This is a genomic window from Pantoea sp. Ap-870 (assembly GCF_011752515.1).
Classification (GTDB): Bacteria; Pseudomonadota; Gammaproteobacteria; order Enterobacterales; family Enterobacteriaceae; genus Pantoea; species Pantoea dispersa.
On the sequence record NZ_VWXG01000011.1, the window covers coordinates 91,792 to 111,448 of the forward strand.

At 61.7% G+C, this 19,657-nt stretch carries 11 protein-coding genes; 2 read left to right on the forward strand and 9 right to left on the reverse strand.

Going from position 1 to position 19,657, the window contains the following annotated elements:
- Positions 1-12: 12 nt before the first annotated feature.
- Complete coding sequence (gene bcsB / locus F3J41_RS21230; protein WP_166712359.1) at positions 13-2,310, forward strand: cellulose biosynthesis cyclic di-GMP-binding regulatory protein BcsB; 2,298 nt, start codon at positions 13-15, stop codon at positions 2,308-2,310.
- The gene (gene bcsC, locus F3J41_RS21235) at positions 2,303-5,683 is read left to right on the forward strand and encodes a cellulose synthase complex outer membrane protein BcsC (protein WP_059010810.1); all 3,381 of its coding nucleotides are present in this window, start codon (positions 2,303-2,305) and stop codon (positions 5,681-5,683) included. Before bcsB (F3J41_RS21230) ends, bcsC begins: the two co-directional genes overlap by 8 nt.
- Before the next feature lie 119 nt (positions 5,684-5,802).
- Here bcsC and F3J41_RS21240 read toward each other — a convergent pair whose 3' ends face one another.
- From F3J41_RS21240 to dppD, 9 genes are all read right to left on the reverse strand, one after another.
- Positions 5,803-6,807, reverse strand: coding sequence for a glycosyl hydrolase family 8 (locus tag F3J41_RS21240; protein WP_031279620.1), 1,005 nt, complete (start codon positions 6,805-6,807; stop codon positions 5,803-5,805).
- 9 nt (positions 6,808-6,816) lie between these two features.
- Positions 6,817-7,263, reverse strand: coding sequence for a cellulose biosynthesis protein BcsD (bcsD, locus tag F3J41_RS21245; protein ID WP_058758083.1), 447 nt, complete (start codon positions 7,261-7,263; stop codon positions 6,817-6,819).
- Positions 7,263-11,066, reverse strand: a complete 3,804-nt coding sequence (locus F3J41_RS21250; RefSeq protein ID WP_166712361.1) for a cellulose biosynthesis protein BcsC — start codon at positions 11,064-11,066, stop codon at positions 7,263-7,265. Before F3J41_RS21250 ends, bcsD begins: the two co-directional genes overlap by 1 nt.
- 11 nt (positions 11,067-11,077) lie before the next feature.
- Positions 11,078-13,597 carry a cellulose biosynthesis cyclic di-GMP-binding regulatory protein BcsB gene (gene bcsB, locus F3J41_RS21255; protein WP_166712363.1) on the reverse strand — a complete coding sequence of 840 codons (2,520 nt, stop codon included), beginning with the start codon at positions 13,595-13,597 and terminating at the stop codon, positions 11,078-11,080.
- Positions 13,594-15,699 carry a UDP-forming cellulose synthase catalytic subunit gene (bcsA, locus tag F3J41_RS21260; RefSeq protein WP_021507015.1) on the reverse strand — a complete coding sequence of 702 codons (2,106 nt, stop codon included), beginning with the start codon at positions 15,697-15,699 and terminating at the stop codon, positions 13,594-13,596. Before bcsA ends, bcsB (F3J41_RS21255) begins: the two co-directional genes overlap by 4 nt.
- 61 nt (positions 15,700-15,760) lie before the next feature.
- The gene (gene bcsQ, locus F3J41_RS21265) at positions 15,761-16,561 is read right to left on the reverse strand and encodes a cellulose biosynthesis protein BcsQ (protein WP_031279622.1); all 801 of its coding nucleotides are present in this window, start codon (positions 16,559-16,561) and stop codon (positions 15,761-15,763) included.
- The gene (bcsO, locus tag F3J41_RS21270) at positions 16,552-17,184 is read right to left on the reverse strand and encodes a cellulose biosynthesis protein BcsO (protein WP_059010818.1); all 633 of its coding nucleotides are present in this window, start codon (positions 17,182-17,184) and stop codon (positions 16,552-16,554) included. The genes bcsQ and bcsO overlap by 10 nt, the downstream gene beginning before the upstream one ends.
- Positions 17,185-17,658: 474 nt before the next feature.
- Positions 17,659-18,669: a dipeptide ABC transporter ATP-binding subunit DppF gene (gene dppF, locus F3J41_RS21275; protein ID WP_021507018.1), complete on the reverse strand. Its 1,011-nt coding sequence runs from the start codon at positions 18,667-18,669 to the stop codon at positions 17,659-17,661.
- On the reverse strand, positions 18,659-19,645 hold the full coding sequence (gene dppD, locus F3J41_RS21280; RefSeq protein ID WP_021507019.1) for a dipeptide ABC transporter ATP-binding protein: 987 nt from the start codon (positions 19,643-19,645) through the stop codon (positions 18,659-18,661). The genes dppF and dppD overlap by 11 nt, the downstream gene beginning before the upstream one ends.
- Positions 19,646-19,657: the final 12 nt, after the last annotated feature.

Sequence of the window (19,657 nt, forward strand, 5' to 3'; positions counted from 1 at the left end):
GATGATATGACCATGACGAGAAAACTGAGTTGGTTCACCGCCCTGCTGCTGGGCACGGCGTCTCTGGCGCAGGCGGCACTTCCGGCGGCGCTTCCTGCTGCACCGCCTGCGGCAACCTCTGTGCCGCTGCCCGACGTGAACCAACCGCTCGATGCCAGCGCCCCGCTGCGCGATAGCCAGCTGCTGTTTACCCAGGTGGCACCGCCGCCGGGTAGCATGACGCTGCGCGGCACCGTCCCCACCAGCCAGATTGAGTTCGGCGTGCGCAGCGATGAAGTGGTCACGCGCGCGCTGCTGACGCTCAACTACCGGCCTTCGCCGGCGCTGCTGCCGACGCAGTCGCAGCTCAAGGTGTATCTCAACGATGAACTGGTAGGACTGGTCACCGTCACCGCCGATCAGCTCGGCAAAGAGAACCAGACGCAGCTGGCGATCGACCCGCGCTACATTAGCGACTTTAACCGCATCCGCCTGGAACTGGTCGGCCACTACGCCAACGTGTGTGAAAATCCGGCCAACAGCACCATCTGGCTGGATATCGGTAAAGCGAGCAAACTGGACCTGACGCTGCAGAAGCTGCCGCTGAAAAACGATCTCTCTCATTTCCCGGAGCCATTCTTTGACGCGCGCGACAACCGGCCGCTGCAGCTGCCGATGGTGTTCAGCGGCCAGCCGGATGTGCAGCAACAGCGTGCGGCAGGCCTGCTGGCCTCGTGGTTCGGTAGCCAGGCGCAGTGGCGCGGCCAGTCCTTCCCGGTGCTGTATAACCAGCTGCCGGAAGGGCAGCATGCGGTGGTGTTCGCCACCAACGATCGCCGGCCTGACTTCCTGCAAACGCTGCCGCCGGTGGACAAACCCACCGTGGAAATGGTCAGCCAGCCGGACAATCCCTATCAGAAGATGCTGCTGATTCTCGGCCGCGACGATAACGATCTGATCACTGCAGTAGAGGGCATTGCGCAGGGTGAACTGCTGCTGCGCGGCGAGCGCGCCACCATCGAGAGCGTGAAACTGCTGGCCCCGCGCCAGCCGTACGATGCGCCAAACTGGGTACGCACCGATCGCCGCACCACCTTTGGTGAACTGACGCAGTATCAGAACCAGCTGCAGGCTGATGGCCTGCAACCCAACCCGATTAGCCTGACGCTTAACCTGCCGCCGGATCTGTTCCTGGTGCGCGCACGCGGCATTGATATGGACCTGATCTATCGCTACACCTCACCGGTGCAGCAGGACGGCTCACGGCTGGCAGTGCATCTCAATAACCAGTTCATGCAGGATTATCCGCTGACCAGTAAAGATGGCGCGGGCCAGCAGCTGATGCGCATTCCGCTGATGCAGGGCCTGCAGGACAACAGCCGTCAGCTGACCATTCCGGCACTGCGTCTCGGTGTGGTGAACCAGCTGCGCTTTGATTTTGATTACGCCAATACCTTTATCGGCGGCACTGCCGATGGCCGCTGTGAAACCGTCACCCCCGTCGCGCACCATGCGGTGATCGACGATCGCTCCAGCATCGATTTCTCCGGCTATCGTCACTACATTGAAATGCCTTCGCTCGGCGCGTTTGCCAGCGCTGGCTTCCCGTTCAGCCGCTTCGCCGATCTGGCGCAAACCCTGGTGCTGGTGCCGGCAAAACCGGAGAGCGGCGAAGTCAGTACGCTGCTTGACGCGCTGGGGGCGATCGGCGCCCAGACCGGCTATCCGGCACTGCGCGTGCAGATGAGCGATGACTGGCGCAACGCCAAAGACCACGATGCCGATCTGCTGCTGATCGGCAGCATTCCGCCGGATCTGCAGGCGGACACGGCGATCAATCTGCTGGTGGATCGCACGCGCAGCACCCTCAACATGCCATCGCGCCCGGGCAGCGCGCCCAACGTGCCACTATCAGCCAGCGAGCGCACTGCCGAAAGCCAGACCGGCATCAGTTCGCGCGGTCCGCTCGGCGCCCTGGTTGGCTTCCAGTCGCCGTTTCACGATCAGCGCAGCGTGGTCGCGCTACTGGCTGACAGCCCGCGCGGCTGGGATTTGCTGAATGCAGCGCTGCGCGACAGCGGCAAACGCGCGGCGATGTTCGGTTCCGTCAGCATCGTCCGGGAGTCCGGCGTCAACAGCGTGCGCGTGGGTGATACCTACTTTGTCGGGCATCTGCCGTGGTGGGAGCGGTTGTGGAATCTGCTGGCCACCCATCCGGTATGGCTGGCGATATGTGCCGTACTGGTGGTGATCCTGTTCGCCCTGATGGCCTGGCGCCTGATGCGCATGGTGAGCCGTCGTCGCCTGGCTGAGCTGGATGACGATGAATAAGTTACCGCTTGCGCTGCTGATCGCCAGTGCGCTGGCCGGCAGCGTGGCGGCCGCGCCCGGTCCGCAGGTGGCGCCGGTCGCGTGGCTGCTGATGCAGATTCGTACCGGCGAATCCACCAACAAATACGATTTGGTGCAGCAGTCGCTGTACCGGCTGGAAAAAATCGATCCGGATAACCCGCAGGTGCTGGCGGCACGCATTCGTATGGCGCTGCGTCAGGGCGATCAGGCCAAAGCGCAGCAGCTGTTCGATGCGCTGCAAAAGGCTGCGCCGGATGACGCCGCCACACGCGAATCTGCGGCAGGTTTGCGCCTGATGAGCCCCGAAGGACGTCAGCAGCTGCAGCAGGCGCGGCTGCTGGCCACCGCCGGACGGCTGCCGGAGGCCAAAACCGCGTGGGATGCGCTGTTTCACGGCGTCTTTCCCGATGTAAACACCGAACTGGAGTACTGGCGACTGGTGGCGCGCCTGCCAGGCCAGCAGCCGCTCGCCTGGCGTCAGTTGCAGGCGCTGGAGCAGCGTTATCCGGGCAATATCGGCGTCGAGCTACAGCTGGCGCGCATGGCGTTTGATAATAATCAGCCGGATCAGGCGGTGACCCAGCTGCGTCAGCTGGCCAACCGCGACGGCGGCCGCGATGCCGCGTCTGAATTGTGGCTGCAGCAGATCCAGAACCAGCCGGTGAGCGAGCGCAGCGTTGCCAGCCTGCAGCAGTATCTGCAGGTGTTCACCAGCGGCGATGCGCAACAGCGCGGAGCGGATGAGCTGGCGCGTCAGCAAAAAATGCTGGCCGATCCGGCCTTCCGCCAGCGCATGCGCGGCCTGGCGCTGGTCGAAGCTGGCGGCGGCGCGGCGGCAATCGGCGCATTACAGGCGGCGCTGAAGGCCAATCCGGACGACGCCGAACTGCTCGGTGCTATGGGCCAGGCACAGGCGCGTGCCGGTCACCGCGCCGCCGCCATCAGCTGGCTACAGAAAGCGATTCAGGCGGGCCAGGCCAGCACGCAAATCGGCAAGTGGCAGTCCCTGTTACAGACCAATCGTTACTGGCTGGCTATCGACAGCGGCGACGCGGCGCTGAAGCAGGGGGATTTATCCGGCGCTGAGCGGCAGTACCGCAGCGCGCAGGCCATCGACAGTAATGATAGCTGGGCGCTCATCGGCCTCGGTGATGTGGCGCAGGCGCGTAAAAACAGCGCGTTAGCCCGGCAGTACTGGCAGCAGGCGCTGCGCCTTGACCGCAGTAACGGCACGGCGCAGCAGCGCCTGAGCAATTTACGTATTGAGAGCCTGCTGGCCGACGCAGACGCGCTGGCGCAGCAGCAGCAATGGCCGCAGGCGGTAGCGAAATACCGTGAGGCGGCTCAGGCGCGACCGGATGATGTCTGGCTGGCCTGGCGGCTGGCCAATGCGCTACGCAGCAGCGGTGACAACCAGGCAGGCGCGGCGGTAATGGCCGCGATGGTGCGCCAGCAGCCGCAGCAGCCAGCCGCGCTGTATGCCACGGCACTGTGGCAGTCATCCGGCGACGACGATGCCGCCGCGCTGGCCACGCTGCACCGTTTACCCACCGCCCGCTGGGACAGCAACATGCATGAACTGGCGGATCGCCTGGCGCAAAACCAGGCGTTCGGGCGTGCCGGGGAGCTACGCGCCCGCGGTGATGAAGCCGCCGCCATCCGCTTGCTGCAACAGCAGCCGGCCTCGCCGCGCCGCGACATTACGCTGGCCGACTGGGCGCTGGAGCGGGGCGATGCCACAACAGCGCTGGCCGGTTATCAGCAGGTGCTGCAGCAGGACGCCAGCAACAACGATGCCGCGCTCGGCCGCATCGAGGCGCTGCTGGCGCTGCAGCGCACCACCGAAGCGCGCGCAGCGCTGCACAGCCTGCCGGACAGCGTGGCGCAGCAGAGCCTGAACAGCGGCCGGCGCGTGGCACTCGCCTGGCAAAACAGCGGCGATCTCCTCAAAGCGCAGCAGCTGTTCAGCGCGCTGAAAACCCGCGCCGCCGCTGTCGCGCCGTCACAGGAAAAAGCGCTGGTGCTGCGTGATGCCGCGCGGCTGGAGAGACAGCAGCGCCAGCCCGCGCTGGCACAGCAGGATTACCGCGCGGCGATGGTCGCCAGCGGCATCACCCCTGCGCTGCCAGACGATAACGCCCGCTATACCCGGCTGACGCGCACGCAGGCCCAGGACGACTGGCTGAAGCGCAGCATCCGCAGCGACGCCGCTGACCTGTATCGCCAGCAGGACACCACCGTGACGCTGGAACAGGACTACTCGCGCGATAAGGGCAACGGTGGCACCTCTGACTTTACCGCTCATACCACCATGCTGCAGGCGGAAACCCCGCTGGCCGATGGCCGCAGCTTTGTGCGCGTCGATCACGTACAGGTGTCTGCCGGTACGTTTTCCACCACTGATGGCAGCCACAGTGAACAGTTCGGCAGCTGTAACGACGCCAACGCCGGGGGCTGCCGGCGCGATTTCACCCAGCGGGACGAAGGCACCGCGCTGGGCGTCGGCTGGCACAACGATCGCTGGTCAGCCGATATCGGCACCACGCCGCTCGGTTTTACCGTCACTAACTGGGTCGGCGGCGTAAGCTGGAAAACTGACATCGACGATCTCGGGGTGACTTTTACCGCTTCACGTCGCCCGATCTCCAGTTCGCTGCTGGCTTACGCCGGCGCGCGCGATCCGGCCACTAACGGCGGCAAAAACTGGGGCGGCGTCGTCGCGACCGGCGGCGGCATCGGCCTGAGCTACGATCGGGGCGGCGCGCACGGGGTGTGGGCCGATCTCAGCGCCCATCAAATCAGCGGTGAAAACGTGGCGGACAACAGCCGCGAACGGCTGATGGCAGGCTATTACTACAAGCTGATCAATAGCGACAACCAGCGCGCCACCATCGGCCTGAACAGTATGCTGTGGCACTATCAGAAAGATTTGAGCGACTACACCTTTGGCCAGGGCGGCTATTACAGCCCGCAGCGCTACTTCTCACTGGCGGTGCCGCTGACCTGGCGTCAGCGCACGGAAAACTGGTCGTATGAACTCGGCGGCTCGGTGTCGTGGTCACAGTCAACCACCGACGCTCAGGCGCGCTACCCGGTGAATCCAGGCTTTACGCTGGCCAGCAATCCGTCATCGGACAGCAGTTCCGGACGCGGTTTCGGCTATACCGTGCAGGCGTTGATAGAGCGGCGCATCACGCCGCACTGGTCGCTGGGTTTAGCCATGGACATTCAGCAGGCGAAAGATTACACCCCAAGCCACGGGCTGCTGTATGTGCGCTATTCAATGGCCGGCTGGAACGGCGACATGGATATGCCACCACAGCCACTGGAACCGTATGCGGATTTTAAATAAGCACACGAAAATGAAAAGGTCGCCATAAATGGCGACCCTACAAGATAGTTGCGTGGTTTTTACAGGGTGCGCTTTGATGCGCTCCGGTATAAATCCCGACGGGTGCAGGTAGCGTTCGGCTATCGCTTCTCCTGATAAGCCAGCCAGGTTAGCAGTTGCAGGCTGGCGGAGAAATAGTTTTGCTCCGGCGCCAGGCGGTCGCTGAGGTAGCCGGTTTGGTTGAGCGTCAGGTCGCGCACCGCGGTCAGGCCACCTTCCATATTGTAAGGCGCCGGGGTGTTGGCCAGCACATCAAACCACGCGGGCGTGGTGTCGCGCGCGTAGCCCTGCCAGACGCGCTGGAAGGGCACCAGCCGCAGGCTTTGCGGATCGTACCACCAGATATTCAGCGGAATACGAATCGCGTCATAGCTGAAGCGGTTGGAATAGCCGACCGCCGGCGCGACGGAGCCATCGGCGTTCAGCGCCACCCAATCCAGCGGCAGGCCGGTTTTGCCAAACTGCATGTCGCCCAGCAGCGCAAGGCCATCATCAATCAGCGTGTTCCACACGCGCAGATGGCTGTGCTGCGCAAACTCCTGCCATGCGGCGAACAGGAAATAGGAAGGGTTAAGCACCACATAGCTGGTTTTATTGAAGCCCTGCGCGCCCGGCAGCATGACCTTGCGGCCGGCGTAGTCGATCACCGTTAGCTTGATGACCGCGCGCTGAATGCGATCCGACGCCTGCTGATAATCACCGCCCCACTTCTGCGCCGCGCGCTGTAGCGCCCAGGCGATCAGCACATCCCCGTCCGAAGCATCATTTTTATCGGCGATGGGATCGGCTGCGCCCGGCGTATAGCGCCAGTAGAACAGGTCATTCTGCGGATTGCGCAGATGGGTACGCGTCCACTGCCACAGCAAATCAAAGGTGGCGCGATCATTATACGCCACCGCCAGCAGCATGCCGTAGCCCTGACCTTCGGTGTGGCTGACGTTGTTATTGGCCGTATCGCTGATGCGGCCGTCGCTGCTCATAAAGCGGCTTTTGTAACTGCTCCAGCCATCGGCGGCCGCCTGAGCACTGAAAAATATCACCATGAAACACAGCATCCACTGACGCCAGAACCGCATCACTCTCATCACAGCTTCCTATTGGTATCGATAATGCAGCGTGCCGCCGTCGATTTTTTCCAGCGTCAGCGGTACCGCCGCGCTACCACCCTGCGCACGTAGCCACTGCGCGTACACGCCGGCCAGCACTGCGCTCAGCGCCAGCTGCCAGCGTTCTGCATCAAGCTGGCTGTCACCCTGCGGCAGTGCATGGTGCTCAAGCATAATCGCGTTCTGCTGCGGCTGTAGCTGAACAAAGCCCCAGTTAAAGCGCGCCAGCTGGAGATTAATTTCGCGCTCCAGATCCTGCACGGTGCGCGCCTCCGGCAAAGGATAGCGCGTTGCCAGCAATTCGCCCACGCCGTTGAGGAAGGCTTCCGCCTCCGCGCCAGCGTTGTCCAGCATGCTCTCAATCATCACGCTGACCAGATCAAACCAGCCCGGCTGATACGGATGGCTGATGCGTGCGCCCGGTTGCTCACTCATTAGTTGTCTCCAAACAGATAACGGAAGTACAGATTGGCTGTGCTTTCGTTGTAATCGCCAAAGGTGTCATAGCCGAGCTGGCCGCCGATGGTGACATCTTTATTAATCTTATAATCGGCGCCGGCGTGCAGGTTATAGCCGATGCCGTTTTTGCTCTCACCGCTGTAGTAGGCGCTTTTGACAAAGCCCTGATCGGCGAGGCTTTGCAGCTGGGACTGCAGCGACGGATCGTTGGGGAAATACGCGCTCTTGTCCTGGCTGTACGACTGATAGCCGACCGAACCGCCAACGTTGACTTTCAGATCATCAAACTTGCGGCTGAAGTCGATGGGGAACGACACCGCGGCATAATTCTGCGGACTGAAATAGCCGCCCTGACCGTAGCTGAAGTAACTCAGGTTTTTGGAGAAATCCATCCACGACAGGCTCATGCCGACCTTCAGCTCGCGGTCGTCGTAGTGGTAAGGCCGCACGTAAGCGCCCGCCGTGGCCTGCACGCTGTTGTTGCTCGCCACGTTCTCGCCCAGATAGCTGTAAGCGCCGCCGCCGACGTAGAAACCCGCGTCGCCGTTATCGAAGCTCAGCATGGCGTTGCCGCCGTTTTTGGTGACGCGCCCCCAGCGCTTGCCGCTGGTCTTGTCCTCCACGCCAACGTACGACAGCAGGCTGTCAGTCATGGCGCGGCGTTCACCGGTGAGGATCAGCGTCAGGAAATCGGTCAGCTTCGGCGACCACTGCACGCCGCCCACCAGCGTACTGAGATCCTGGCCGAGCGGCGTGCTGCCGAGGTCGATTTTGTAGCTGTCGCCCTTCAGCGCCATATTCAGTTCCACGCCGGTGGCCTTTTGCGAATCGGTCGACGAAGACGGCGTGTCGTCTATTTTGGCCGCGCCGGATGCCACCACATTGCCCTGCACCAGCGCGTTGCTGCCGAAGCGACGCCAAGCATCACCGGCCGCACTGCCAGCGGTGAGCGACACCGGCGTCATAGTAAAGTCGAAGCGCGACTCGCCGAACGGCACGGTCGAGAAGGTTAGCGGCGCCTTGGCTTCGGTCAGCTTGCTGAGCCCCGATTCGCCGTCGCGTCCGCGCACCTGCATCTGTCCCTGTACCCAGGTGCCGGTTTTCTCCTGCAGATTGTCCATCATTTCGTCAATCTGGCGCAGCGTCTGGCTCTGCCGTACCGCCGGCGTGGTGCTCGCCAGCGTGACGTCCTGCGCGCTGCTGCTGGTGGCCGGTGCCGTTTGCCACGGCATCACTGTGCCATAGCTGGAAGGCGAACCGGACACCGGCGAGGTGCTGCGGTTGATAAACGGATTGTCCGCCAGCGCCAGACCGCCAACGGTCGGCACGCTGCCGCTCTGTGCGCCCTGCAGACCAATCAGCTGGCCGCGCGCGCTGCGCAGGTAGCTCATCGCCTGGCTGTGCTCGCCGTTGGCTTCCGCCACGCGTGCCAGCAGTAACAGGCGATCCGGCGTCTGCTCATTGCGCAGGCCGCGGGTTAAGGTGTTCGCTTTGTCGACGTCGTTTTGCGCCAGCGCCACATCAATAGCACCGGTGCGCGCATCCTGAGTGGGCGTATCCTGCGTCAGCAGATAGTCATACACCACGCCCGCTTCTTTGTTCATCTTGCCGGACTGATACAGACGCGCCATGGCAAACATCAGATCGCGGTTCTGCGGATCGTGCTGCAGCGCACCCACCAGCTTGTCATAGGCGGCGGCGTACTGCTTCTGCTCGCGCAGGCGATCGACTTCATTGATGAGATAACCGTTGCGAATACCGGCCAGCTGCGTGGGCGTACTGCGCGCCTGCAACTCCGGACTGCTGAGAAAGCTCTGCGCTTCGGTCGTCAGTCCCGCCTGATTCAGTACCGCCACCTGCGCGGCGTAATCACCGGCGTTGCCCTGCACGCCGCGCTGCATGTTGCCGCGCACCACCGTCACCGCCGTGGTGAGATCGCCGGCTTTGGCCAGTTTCTGCGCCAGATTACCGGCATCGACCGGATTGGCTGGCGGCGTGGCGGCCAGCGCGCGCAGCGTATTGGCCGCTGCCGCGTCAGAGCCCTGCGCCAGATAGCGATCGGCGGTGGCCATTTGCAGATTGAAATTCACGCGCTGCGCCAGTTCGCGCATCTCACTGTTCTTGCTGCCGTTGGGAATGCGCGCCAGCAGCTGGCTGGCCTGCTGCCAGGCACCGTTCTCGCTGGCATTGAGCGCACCGGCATACAGCTCGCTGGTGCTGGCACCGCTGCGCAGGGTCGGCTGCATGACGTTGGCGGCCAGTAAATTATCGCCCTGCGCGCGGTAGATGCGCGCCAGATCGAGTCGCAGCCAGCCGTCGCTGGGATAGCGCTGAATGGCGCTGTTCAGCGTGGCGATGGCCGCACTGCGATTGCCTGCCGCCAGCTCGCGTTTTGCCTGCGCACGCAGCGGATCGCTGCTGTTACCGCGCGGTGCCACGCTCTGGCGCACGCTGTCGGGCAATGATGCCAGCAGGGTATTGGCTTCGGCGCTGCGGTTTTGCTGGCGCAGCACGTAAAACAGCCCCTCTTTGGCGCTGCGGTTATCGGCATCGCTCTGCAGAATAGCCCGGTAGGTTTGCTCCGCCTGCTGCAGCTGATTGCTGCGGCGCAGCACATCAGCGCGGAACAGCTTCGCCGATATACCTTTTTCGCCCTCGGCCTGCGTCAGCGGCTCACTCAGCGCCAGCGCCTGCGCGCTGTCACCGTTTTTCAGCGCCTGCTGGGCATTTGCCAGCTGCGCATAAAAGCGGGCGTCGGCCGCCTGCTGCTGACGCTGCTGGCTCTGATCGCCGCCCAGCTGTGCGGCGCGCGTCAGATAATCGGCGGCTTCGGCGTAGCGTCCGGCGCGCTGCGCCACGTAGCCCATACCGGCCAGCGCATCGGCGTCCTGCGGGTTGGCCTGCAGCACTTTTTCAAAGTTGTTCTGCGCACCGCTGACGTCGCCGCTGTTCAGCGCGCTAAAGCCCGCGCCCTTCTCCGCGCCGCCGACATTTTTGCGGTAGTAATCCACCACGGCGCTGTCCTGCGGATGGCGCTGCTGCCAGGTCTGGTACAGCGCGGCGTCCGACGCCTGCGGCGCCAGCCACAGCAGCGCCTGACGCAGCGAGCGATCGGCCTCTTTATTACCGTCCGCCATGCTGGCCAGCACATCAATGCCCTGGCGGCGCGTCGCTTCCTGATAGGTCAGCGCTTTGCCCAGCGCCAGCTGAGCGCCGGTATCCTGCGGATGGTCGGCGGCAAACTGCCGCAGCGCCTCCACCGCCTGGGGCAGCAGCGTGCGGTCGCCGGCCATGGTCAGATAATATTCTGCCGCCACGCTCGGCGGCGGCTCGTTGCCGCTGAAGGTGTTACGCCAGGTTTGCAGCGCGGCGGCGATGTTACCGCTGCGCGCCTGCTGACGCGCCAGCGACAGCTGCGCCTGTGGAATGCTCTGCAGCTGCCGCGCGTTGTCCAGCTCCGTCAGATGCGGATCGTTGGGCGATACCGCACTCAGGCGGGCGCGCCACTGTGCCGCATCGGCCGCGCTGCCGCTTTGCTGTGAATAGAGCGCCAGCAGATACAGCGCCTGGGTATTGTTCGGCTCCACCATCAGGATTTTTTGCAGCGAGGCTTTCGCCAGATCGTCATGCGCTTTCTGATGCCAGTAGGCCGCCTGGTCGAACAGTGCCTGTAACGCCGGATTGGTGCTCTCCGCCGCCAGCAGCGGCTGTGAGAAGGTCAGCGCGCCGCCCAGCAGCAACGCCTGACGAATACCGGCACTTATCAGCTGTTTTTTCATTATTTTTATCCTTACTTCCGGCCGGAGTGGCTATCGTCTTGCGGGTGGAGACGGCGCCACGCGTGGCGCTTCAGCATCACCCAGGCCGCACTGCCGATCAGCGCCGACAGCAGCAGCGCCGCCAGCGCCATCAGTACCGAGTGCTGGTTGGCATACCACACCACCATCATGTACCACGGCATTTCACCGCTCGGGAACTGCGGCCCGACGCGGAAGCTGCGGATGCCGTTCTCATCGGTGATGATGGCAGTATCACCGCGGATGCCGGCGTTGATGCGCGCCGAATTCAAATCATCGTGCAAACGCAGCAGCTGCTGATCGCTGGTGGCGACCGTCATCACCACCAGACGATCGGCGCTCCACGGTGAGCGATAGCTGACAAAGCCGCGCCACGCTTCATTTGAGGAGAAGTAGCGATCGGCATCCAGCTGCTGGCGAGACCAGTCACCGGTCAGCCAGCCGCGCAGCTTATCGACGGTGGTCGGCTCTTTAACGCCCAGCGTGTTGCCGCTGGTCTGGTAAGCGGTGCCGGCCAGCATCTGCTGCGTGAAGGCGCTGTGCTGCATGGTGCTCACCGCCAGTACATCGCTGTGCTGCAGGCGCGTCAGATTGGTGCCGCCATTCGGCAGGCCGAACAATACCTGGTTCTGTACCAGCGGCACGCCGGTGGCGTTACCGGCGCGCGCGGCCATGTCCAGCAGCGTGGCGATCTCGGCATCACCCGGCGCCTCCGGCAGCAGCAGCGTGGTTTGCGAAAAATCCGCCAGCCGCGAGAACGGGAACGAAGCACCGACGAAGTACGATAGGTTCGGCAGCATGGTGAAGTGACGCGTGTGGCTCAGATCGATCCACGAATCCTCTTCGATACGGCTCTTGATGTTGTTGTTGAGCAGCACGCCGCACGGCGCATCCGCCTTTGGCTTGATGTTGAAGTAGAGCGCCAGCTGGTTGTCGCCGTAAATCAGGTATGGCTCCAGCTTCAGCGTGTACTGCTCCTGACGTGCATCGCCGCCCAGCCGGTGCCAGGCGCTCTCCAGCAGCCCGACTTTGTTCACCGTTAGGTTGCGCAGGAAAGTGCCGTTCAGCGTGACGTTGAGGAACGAATTGTTTTCATCGATCCAGCTTTCCGACGGGAAACGGTAATGCAGATTGACCGGAATCGCGTCGCCGTCCCACAGGAACAGATCCGGCGCCGCGCGGAAGTTAACCCGCAGCGCATCGTGCCAGATACCGGTGGTGGTCAGGCTCTGATCTTTACGCAGCAGCTCGCTGAGGCGCACCGGGCGGCTGGTGTTGATCCAGCGCGGTGCGTCGTACGGTTTGCGCGTGCCAATCGGCTGCGGCGGTACGTTCAGGCTGCTGGCATCGGTGGCCAGCGGCTGCGTGGTCAGGCGGTTGGCCGCCTGGCGCAGCTGGGCATCATCTGCACCGACCACCAGCAACAGTTTGTACACCGGATTGTTGGGGTTATCGATCACCTGCAGCAGCGGCCCCTTCGCCGCAGGCAGCGTCACGCTGCCGATTTTGTCACCCGGATGGCCGATCAGGATACCGTTGTGCTCGGGCAGATCGCCGCGCACCACCGGGAAACGGATGCCACGGTAATCCGACTGAATGCCGAGCCAGGAAGCCACCAGCGCGGCGGCGCTGACGCTATCCGGCGAAACGTTAGCGGCAAAACCAAAGGTCACGCTGGCGGGCGTCATGCGCTGCACATCAATAAACGGACGCGGGAAGTTGCGCAGGCTGGTGCCGATGTTGAGCTGCTGGCCTTCAAGGCTGAGCGTGGTTTTCGGCAGAATGGTGACCTGATACTGCTGCGCGCTCTCTTTTTCGCACAGCAGCTTGTCGGCATCGTTGATTTTAAAGCTGAGGTTATTACTGGAAACCACCATCGCCGCCGGAATATCCAGCTGATAGTCGCTGACATCGCTGTCGCTGGCACCCAGCGGCAGGGTGCCGAGCGGCTGGCCGTTGAGCATCAGCTGCAGCGACGTGTTGCGCGCCGCCAGCGCGGCAGAGACGCGCAGCGACAGGTTGAGCCGCGCATTAGTGATCACCTCATCGCCCGGCAGGGTAAACAGAATACCGGACTGCAGCTGGCCGCCGGTCAGGGTGATGCCGCGCGGCTGCCCCATCTGCGCCACCGAAATGGTGCTGCTCACCGGCTGGTTTAACAGCGCGCCAGCGGGATCAGCGGCAGCCGGTGCCTCCGCAGCCACCGGCGGTATGACGATGTCAGGCGCAGCCGATGCTGCTGGCGTTGCTGCCTCTGCCGGCGGTGCTGACTCTGCCGACTGTGCGGGTGCTGTATTTTCCTGCAGCGGCGCTGCATCGCCCGGCGTGTACGGCGCGTCGCCCGCGGCCTGCTTCAGCTGCGGATCGGCACTGCCATCCAGCCCCTGCGGCGGCGGTACGTCAGAGAGCGCGGCGCTGTCCTGGGTTACCGCCGGCGTCTCTGCCCAGGCAGGGGCGAGCAGCAGCGTGGTGGTCAGCGCGCTGGCCAGCAACGTGTACGTCAATGTTTTCATGCTGCGCTGTCCTCTTTGGCCGTTGCCTGGCCATCACGCTTGCGCGCCTCACGGCGATCTTTCCAGCTCAGCCAGAACAGCTCAAAGACGGTACGGATGATGGTGCCGAGCGACACCAGCGGATTGTCCTGCTTATATTCCGGCTGGATCCACGCATCGGCCCGCGCCAGCACCACGCGCACCAGTTCACGGCGGCGCGCCAGCGGCATCGCGCCAAAGCGCAGGCGAATGGTCTCCTCATCACCGGAGATCTTGCTCACCGGAATGGTGATGGCACCCGATTTCAGCAGCAGATCGATCTCTTCGATTTCATCGTGCTCATGCCGGTTGTCCGGCGCATCCAGCTGCGCGCCGCCCATCGACAGATCGCTGGTTTGCGTGCGCGAAGAGATGCCGCTGGCATAGTGAATCACCGCCGGGATCTGCACCTCGATACGAATGGTTTTACGCACCTGTTTGGTTTCACGCGCCACGGCAATCGCCGCCATCAGGATGATCAGGCTGAACACCGCCCAGCCGACGTTGAGCGCAATCACATACGGGTCCACCCCGAAGTAATCATGCGCCACGGCGCGCACCACGCCGGCCACGATGCCAATCGACAGCAGCGCGGCAACGATGACGTGAGGCCGCACGATGTGGAAGTCAAAGAAGCCCTGGTCCAGCAGACCACCTTTATCCGTCACGTTGAATTTGCCGTGCTTTGGCGACAGCAGGGTCAGCAGCGTCGGAATCACCAGGTGGAAGCACATCACGGTTTCGTAGATTTCACCCCAGAAGGTGTAGCGGAATTTGCCGTTCATGCGTGAGTTAACGTACAGCGACATCACCAGATGCGGTAGTACGTAAGCGAAGATGAGTGACGCCGACGAGTGGATAATATTCAGGTTAAACAGCAGGTAAGCCAGCGGCGCAGTGAGGAACGCCACGCGCGGCAGGCCAAACTGGAAGTGCAGCATGGCGTTGAGATAGCACAGACGCTGCTGCCACTTAAGCCCACGGCCCAGCAGCGGATTATCGACACGGAAAATCTGCGTCATGCCGCGCGCCCAGCGGGTACGCTGAATCACGTGCAGACCCAGACGTTCGGTCGCCAGACCCGCCGCCAGCGGAATTGCCAGGAACGCCGAACCCCAGCCGAGACGCTGCATTTTCAGCGCGGTATGTGCGTCCTCGGTGACGGTTTCCACCGCGAAGCCGCCAATCTGTTCCAGCGCGCTGCGGCGGATCACCGCACAGGAGCCGCAGAAGAACGTGGCGTTCCAGTTGTCGTTGCCCTGCTGCACCGGGCCGTAAAACAGCGAGCCCTCATTCGGGATGCTGCGCGCGGCGCGCAGGTTACGTTCGAACGGATCCGGCGAGTAAAAGTAGTGCGGCGTCTGCAGCAGCGCCAGCTTCGGATCTTTCAGGAACGGACCGACGGTGGCCTGCAGGAACGTGCGCGTCGCCACGTGGTCGCAGTCAAACACGCAAATCAGCTCGCCTTTGGTGATTTTCATGGCGTGATTGAGGTTGCCGGCTTTGGCGTGGCGGTTATCGTCGCGGGTGATATAGCCGACGCCAACATCGGCGGCAAATACCGCGAACTCGCTGCGTTTGCCATCATCCAGCAGGTAAACTTTGATCTTATCGCGCGGGTAGTCGATACACTGCGCCGCCAGCACGGTATCCCGCACTACGTCGAGGCTTTCGTTATAGGTCGGCACGTAGACATCGACCGTCGGCCACAAGCGGGTATCATCCGGCAGCGGTTCGATGGTGCGTTTTAATGGCCAGCTGGTTTGCAGGAAGCCGAGAATTAAGATCAGCCACACGTACAGCTCGGCCAGATATAAGCCGATACCGAGAATCGCTTCAATTTCGGAATTAAATTGCAGCGTTTCCGTGGTGCGCCACCAGATATATCGGGTCGACATCAGCGCGGAAAGAAAAACCATCACAATGGTTATTTTACGGCTTTTACTGAAGCCCAGTAAAAACATCATGCCAATACTGATCAAACCAAAAATATACTGTTTCTGGCTGTCCATAGGCGTGATGACGATTACCGCAGCGACCGGTGCAAGCACCAGCAGCAGCAGGTAAAACCCGAGTTTACTCATGATTCACCCTGAAGAAGCTGTGTTGTTATTATTTGAACCAGGCCGCTGGCGGCCGGGCTTGTTAATAATGACTGCGGATCGGTGCCTGAACTTCGCCGTTGCCTACGTTGATATTCAGGATATTCGCCACCCGTTTTGCCACCAGTTCAATATCAAACGCCGCTGCTGAAGCCGGGCTGAAATCATAGATTGACTGCTGCGAGGCATTGGCCTCAGCCACGCTTTCATCGCGGTGCACCACGCCGAGTAAATTATCGCCCAGCCGCTGCTGCATAAATGCGGTCACTTCACGGCTGATATTCCGGCGATTATCACTTTGGTTGAGCACGAAATAATGACCGTGCTGATTATTTAATGGCTGGCCAATCATGCGATGGTTTTCAATTTGCGGCAGCAGCGCCACCGAGGCGGTATCCGCCAGCATCACCACTAAATGCATATCGGCCAGCGCCTGCATGGCTTTCAGCGCCGGACCGGGTCCCGGCGGAAAATCTGCAATAATTACCAGACCCGGATAATTCAGGACGGTATCCAGGCCGCGTTTTAAGAAATGGGCATCGTGCGCCAGGTTGTGTTCGAAGCGCTCACGCTGCGCTTCAGTCACCTCACCGTAAGGCATGACAAAGATGTTGCTGCCGGTGGTGAGGATCGACTGACTCCAGTCAGCCTGCTCTTCCGAGCGCGCCACAAAGCCGCGGCTGTCGTGCAGCGGTACGCCAAAATGCAGGCGCAGCGCATTTTGTACGTCAAAATCGATCGCCAGCACTTTGCTGCCGGCACGCGCCAGACTCCAGGCCAGGTTGGCCGCCATGGTGGTTTTTCCTACTCCCCCTTTTGGCGAGCACACACAAACTAATGGCATAGCGCGATCTTCTCCAGTAACGGTTTGAGCAGTGTTTCTTTAGATAAATGAACCGGTTCCGCCGCACGTGAGCGGAACAGTGCGCCAAAGCGCGAGGGCGTAGCAGGCTCCGGCTGCGCCACGGCGGGCGCAGTGGCCGGTGCTGCGGCAGCAGGGGCAACAGCCTGTTCAGCAACCGGCGCGCTGACCGGCGGCGGTGGGAACAGTGAAGTGGCCGCCTGACGCGCTACGTGCGTGGCTGCCGGTGCCAGCGACGACACGGACGCGGCAGTGGGCGCGCTGCTTGCTGGCGGGAATAACGCGCTGCGCGGTGTTTCTGTGTCGGGTGCCGGCGCGCTGGCGGCGAGGCTCTGCAGCAGCGATGCCTTTTCACTGCGGGCGACGGGCGCCGGATTGAGAGCCTGCGGCGGCGCGACAAACTCATCGCCGCGAATTGGCTGCGGCTGCGGCAGATCGACGCGCTGGCCGCTACCCAGCTCCGGCTCATCATCCGTCGCCAGCTGACGGATGATCGCCCACTGGCTGTGATCGGCTTCCAGCGATTGCCCGGACATATCCTTAAAAGCAATGTCCAGCGTTTGCGTTTTTTCCTGGAAACGCTGCAGATCGTCGTAGTTCTTCATGATCAGAGCCTGTTAAAGCGGAGGGGTAATTTCCGCGAATATAACACACACGTTAAGACACGGTGAGAGAATTCTGATTATTAAAACCGCAGATTCGACAAAAGAGTTTTATCTGAAAGATTGAAAATATACAGATGCAAAAAGCATGCACTGATTAATTGAGCAGGATTAATAAAAATCGATTAACGGAAATAGCAGCCGGAAGATAATTAAGCTAATACACTGATAATAAACAACTTACTATTGAAATGTGCAGTTATCTCTGGCCGTGACGGCGCTCACACAATGCGGCACGGATTCAGAATTTGCCTTAACCTTTTCGCTGTGGTTCAGGACCAGCGATTTAAAGATTCAGTCGCGTAATACATTTCTGCCATCGCAGGCGATTAAGACACGTCAGGTTAATTTTACTCATGTATCAGGCCACCAATAACAAAGGCTCCCGCAGGAGCCTTTCGCACTGGCTGGCCGTAATTACGGCGTCGCCACCGGCTGATTCTCATCCTGGTCGACGGCGAAGCAGGCGATTTGCTGCTCACCATACTGCTTCAGTTTCGGCTGCAGCTGCACGCAGGTACCGAAACGACGGCGGCAGCGTGCGTTGAACGCACAGCCCGGCGGCGGATTCAGCGGGCTCGGCAGCTCACCGGTCAGTTTGATGCGCTCGCGGCGTTCGTCCGGATTGAGGCGTGGCGTGGCCGACAGCAGCGCCTGAGTATACGGATGGCGCGGGTTGCTGAAGATCGCCTCTTTGCTGCCCTTTTCCACACAGCGTCCGAGGTACATCACCATCACCTCGTCGGCGATGTGCTCCACCACCGACAGGTCATGCGAGATGAACACATAGGACAGGCCGAGATCCTGCTGTAAATCCATCATCAGGTTGAGCACCTGAGCGCGCACCGAGACGTCGAGCGCCGAGACCGGCTCATCGGCAATCAGCACGTCGGGATCGAGCATCAGGCCGCGTGCAATAGCGATACGCTGGCGCTGACCGCCGGAGAACATGTGCGGATAGCGATCGTAGTGCTCAGTTTTCAGGCCCACTTTGGCCATCATCTCCAGCGTTTTTTCCCGCCGTTCCGCTTTGCTCAGCGCGGTATTGATCACCAGCGGCTCTTCCAGAATCTGGCTGATTTTCTTACGCGGATTGAGCGAGCCATACGGGTTCTGGAACACAATCTGGATTTTCTGCCGGCGCAGCTTTTGCGCCTGCGGATCGTGTTTCAGCAGATCCTGCCCGTGCCAGTACAACTCGCCGGCGGTCGGCGTTTCAATCATTGTCAGCAGGCGACCCAGCGTGGATTTACCGCAGCCGGATTCGCCCACCACCGCCAGCGTTTTGCCACGCTCGAGGTTAAAGGAGACGCCGTCCAGCGCCTTCACCAGGCGCTCCTGGCCGAACAGACCCTTTTTCACCGGATAGTGTTTTTTCAGGTCAATCGCCTGCAGCAGGTAATCCTGCTTCGTGTTATCAAGACTCATAAGTCGGTCTCCCGGCATCATCCAGTGGGAAGTGACATTTGGACTGGCGGCCCGGAATATCGCGCAGCTCAGGTTCTTCAGTACGGCAGCGGTCGGTCACGTACGGGCAGCGCGGATTGAGCAGACAGCCGTTAGGGCGGTCATACTTGCCCGGTACCACGCCCGGCAGCGACGCCAGCCGCGCTTTGTCGGCGGCAAACTCCGGCAGCGCACGCAGCAGCGCCTGCGTATACGGGTGACGCGGCGCTTTGAAGATATCCACCGCTTTGCCGCTTTCCACCACCTGACCGGCGTACATCACGATGATGTGCTGCGCCGCTTCGGCCACCAGCGCCAGATCGTGCGTAATCAGGATCAGCGCCATGTTCTCCTGCTTCTGTAACTCCAGCAGCAGTTCGATGATTTGCGCCTGAATGGTTACGTCGAGCGCCGTGGTTGGCTCATCGGCAATCAGCAGCTTCGGCTTACAGGCAATGGCCATGGCGATCATCACGCGCTGGCTCATGCCGCCAGACAGCTGATGCGGATAGACATCAAGCCGCGACGCCGGATCGGGAATGCCCACCTGCTCCAGCAGGTCGATGGCACGCTGACGCCGCGTGCGCTTGCTGCCGCCCTGATGCACCTTCAGCGCTTCCATGATCTGGTAGCCCACGGTGTAACACGGGTTGAGGCTGGTCATCGGGTCCTGGAAGATCATCGCCACTTCTGCGCCCACCAGCTGGCGGCGCTCTTTTTCGGAGATGCGCTGCAGGTCGCGCTGATTGAACTCCAGCTTCTCCGCTTTCACGCGGCCGGGATAGTCAATCAGCCCCATGATCGCCAGCGAGCTGACCGATTTACCGGAGCCGGACTCGCCGACAATCCCGACGACCTGGCCCTGTTCTACCTGGTAGCTGATGCGGTCAACCGCACGGAACGGTGCCTTTTCGTCGCCGAAATGCACCGACAGTTTTTCTACATTTAATAACGCCATCTCGGTGCCTCT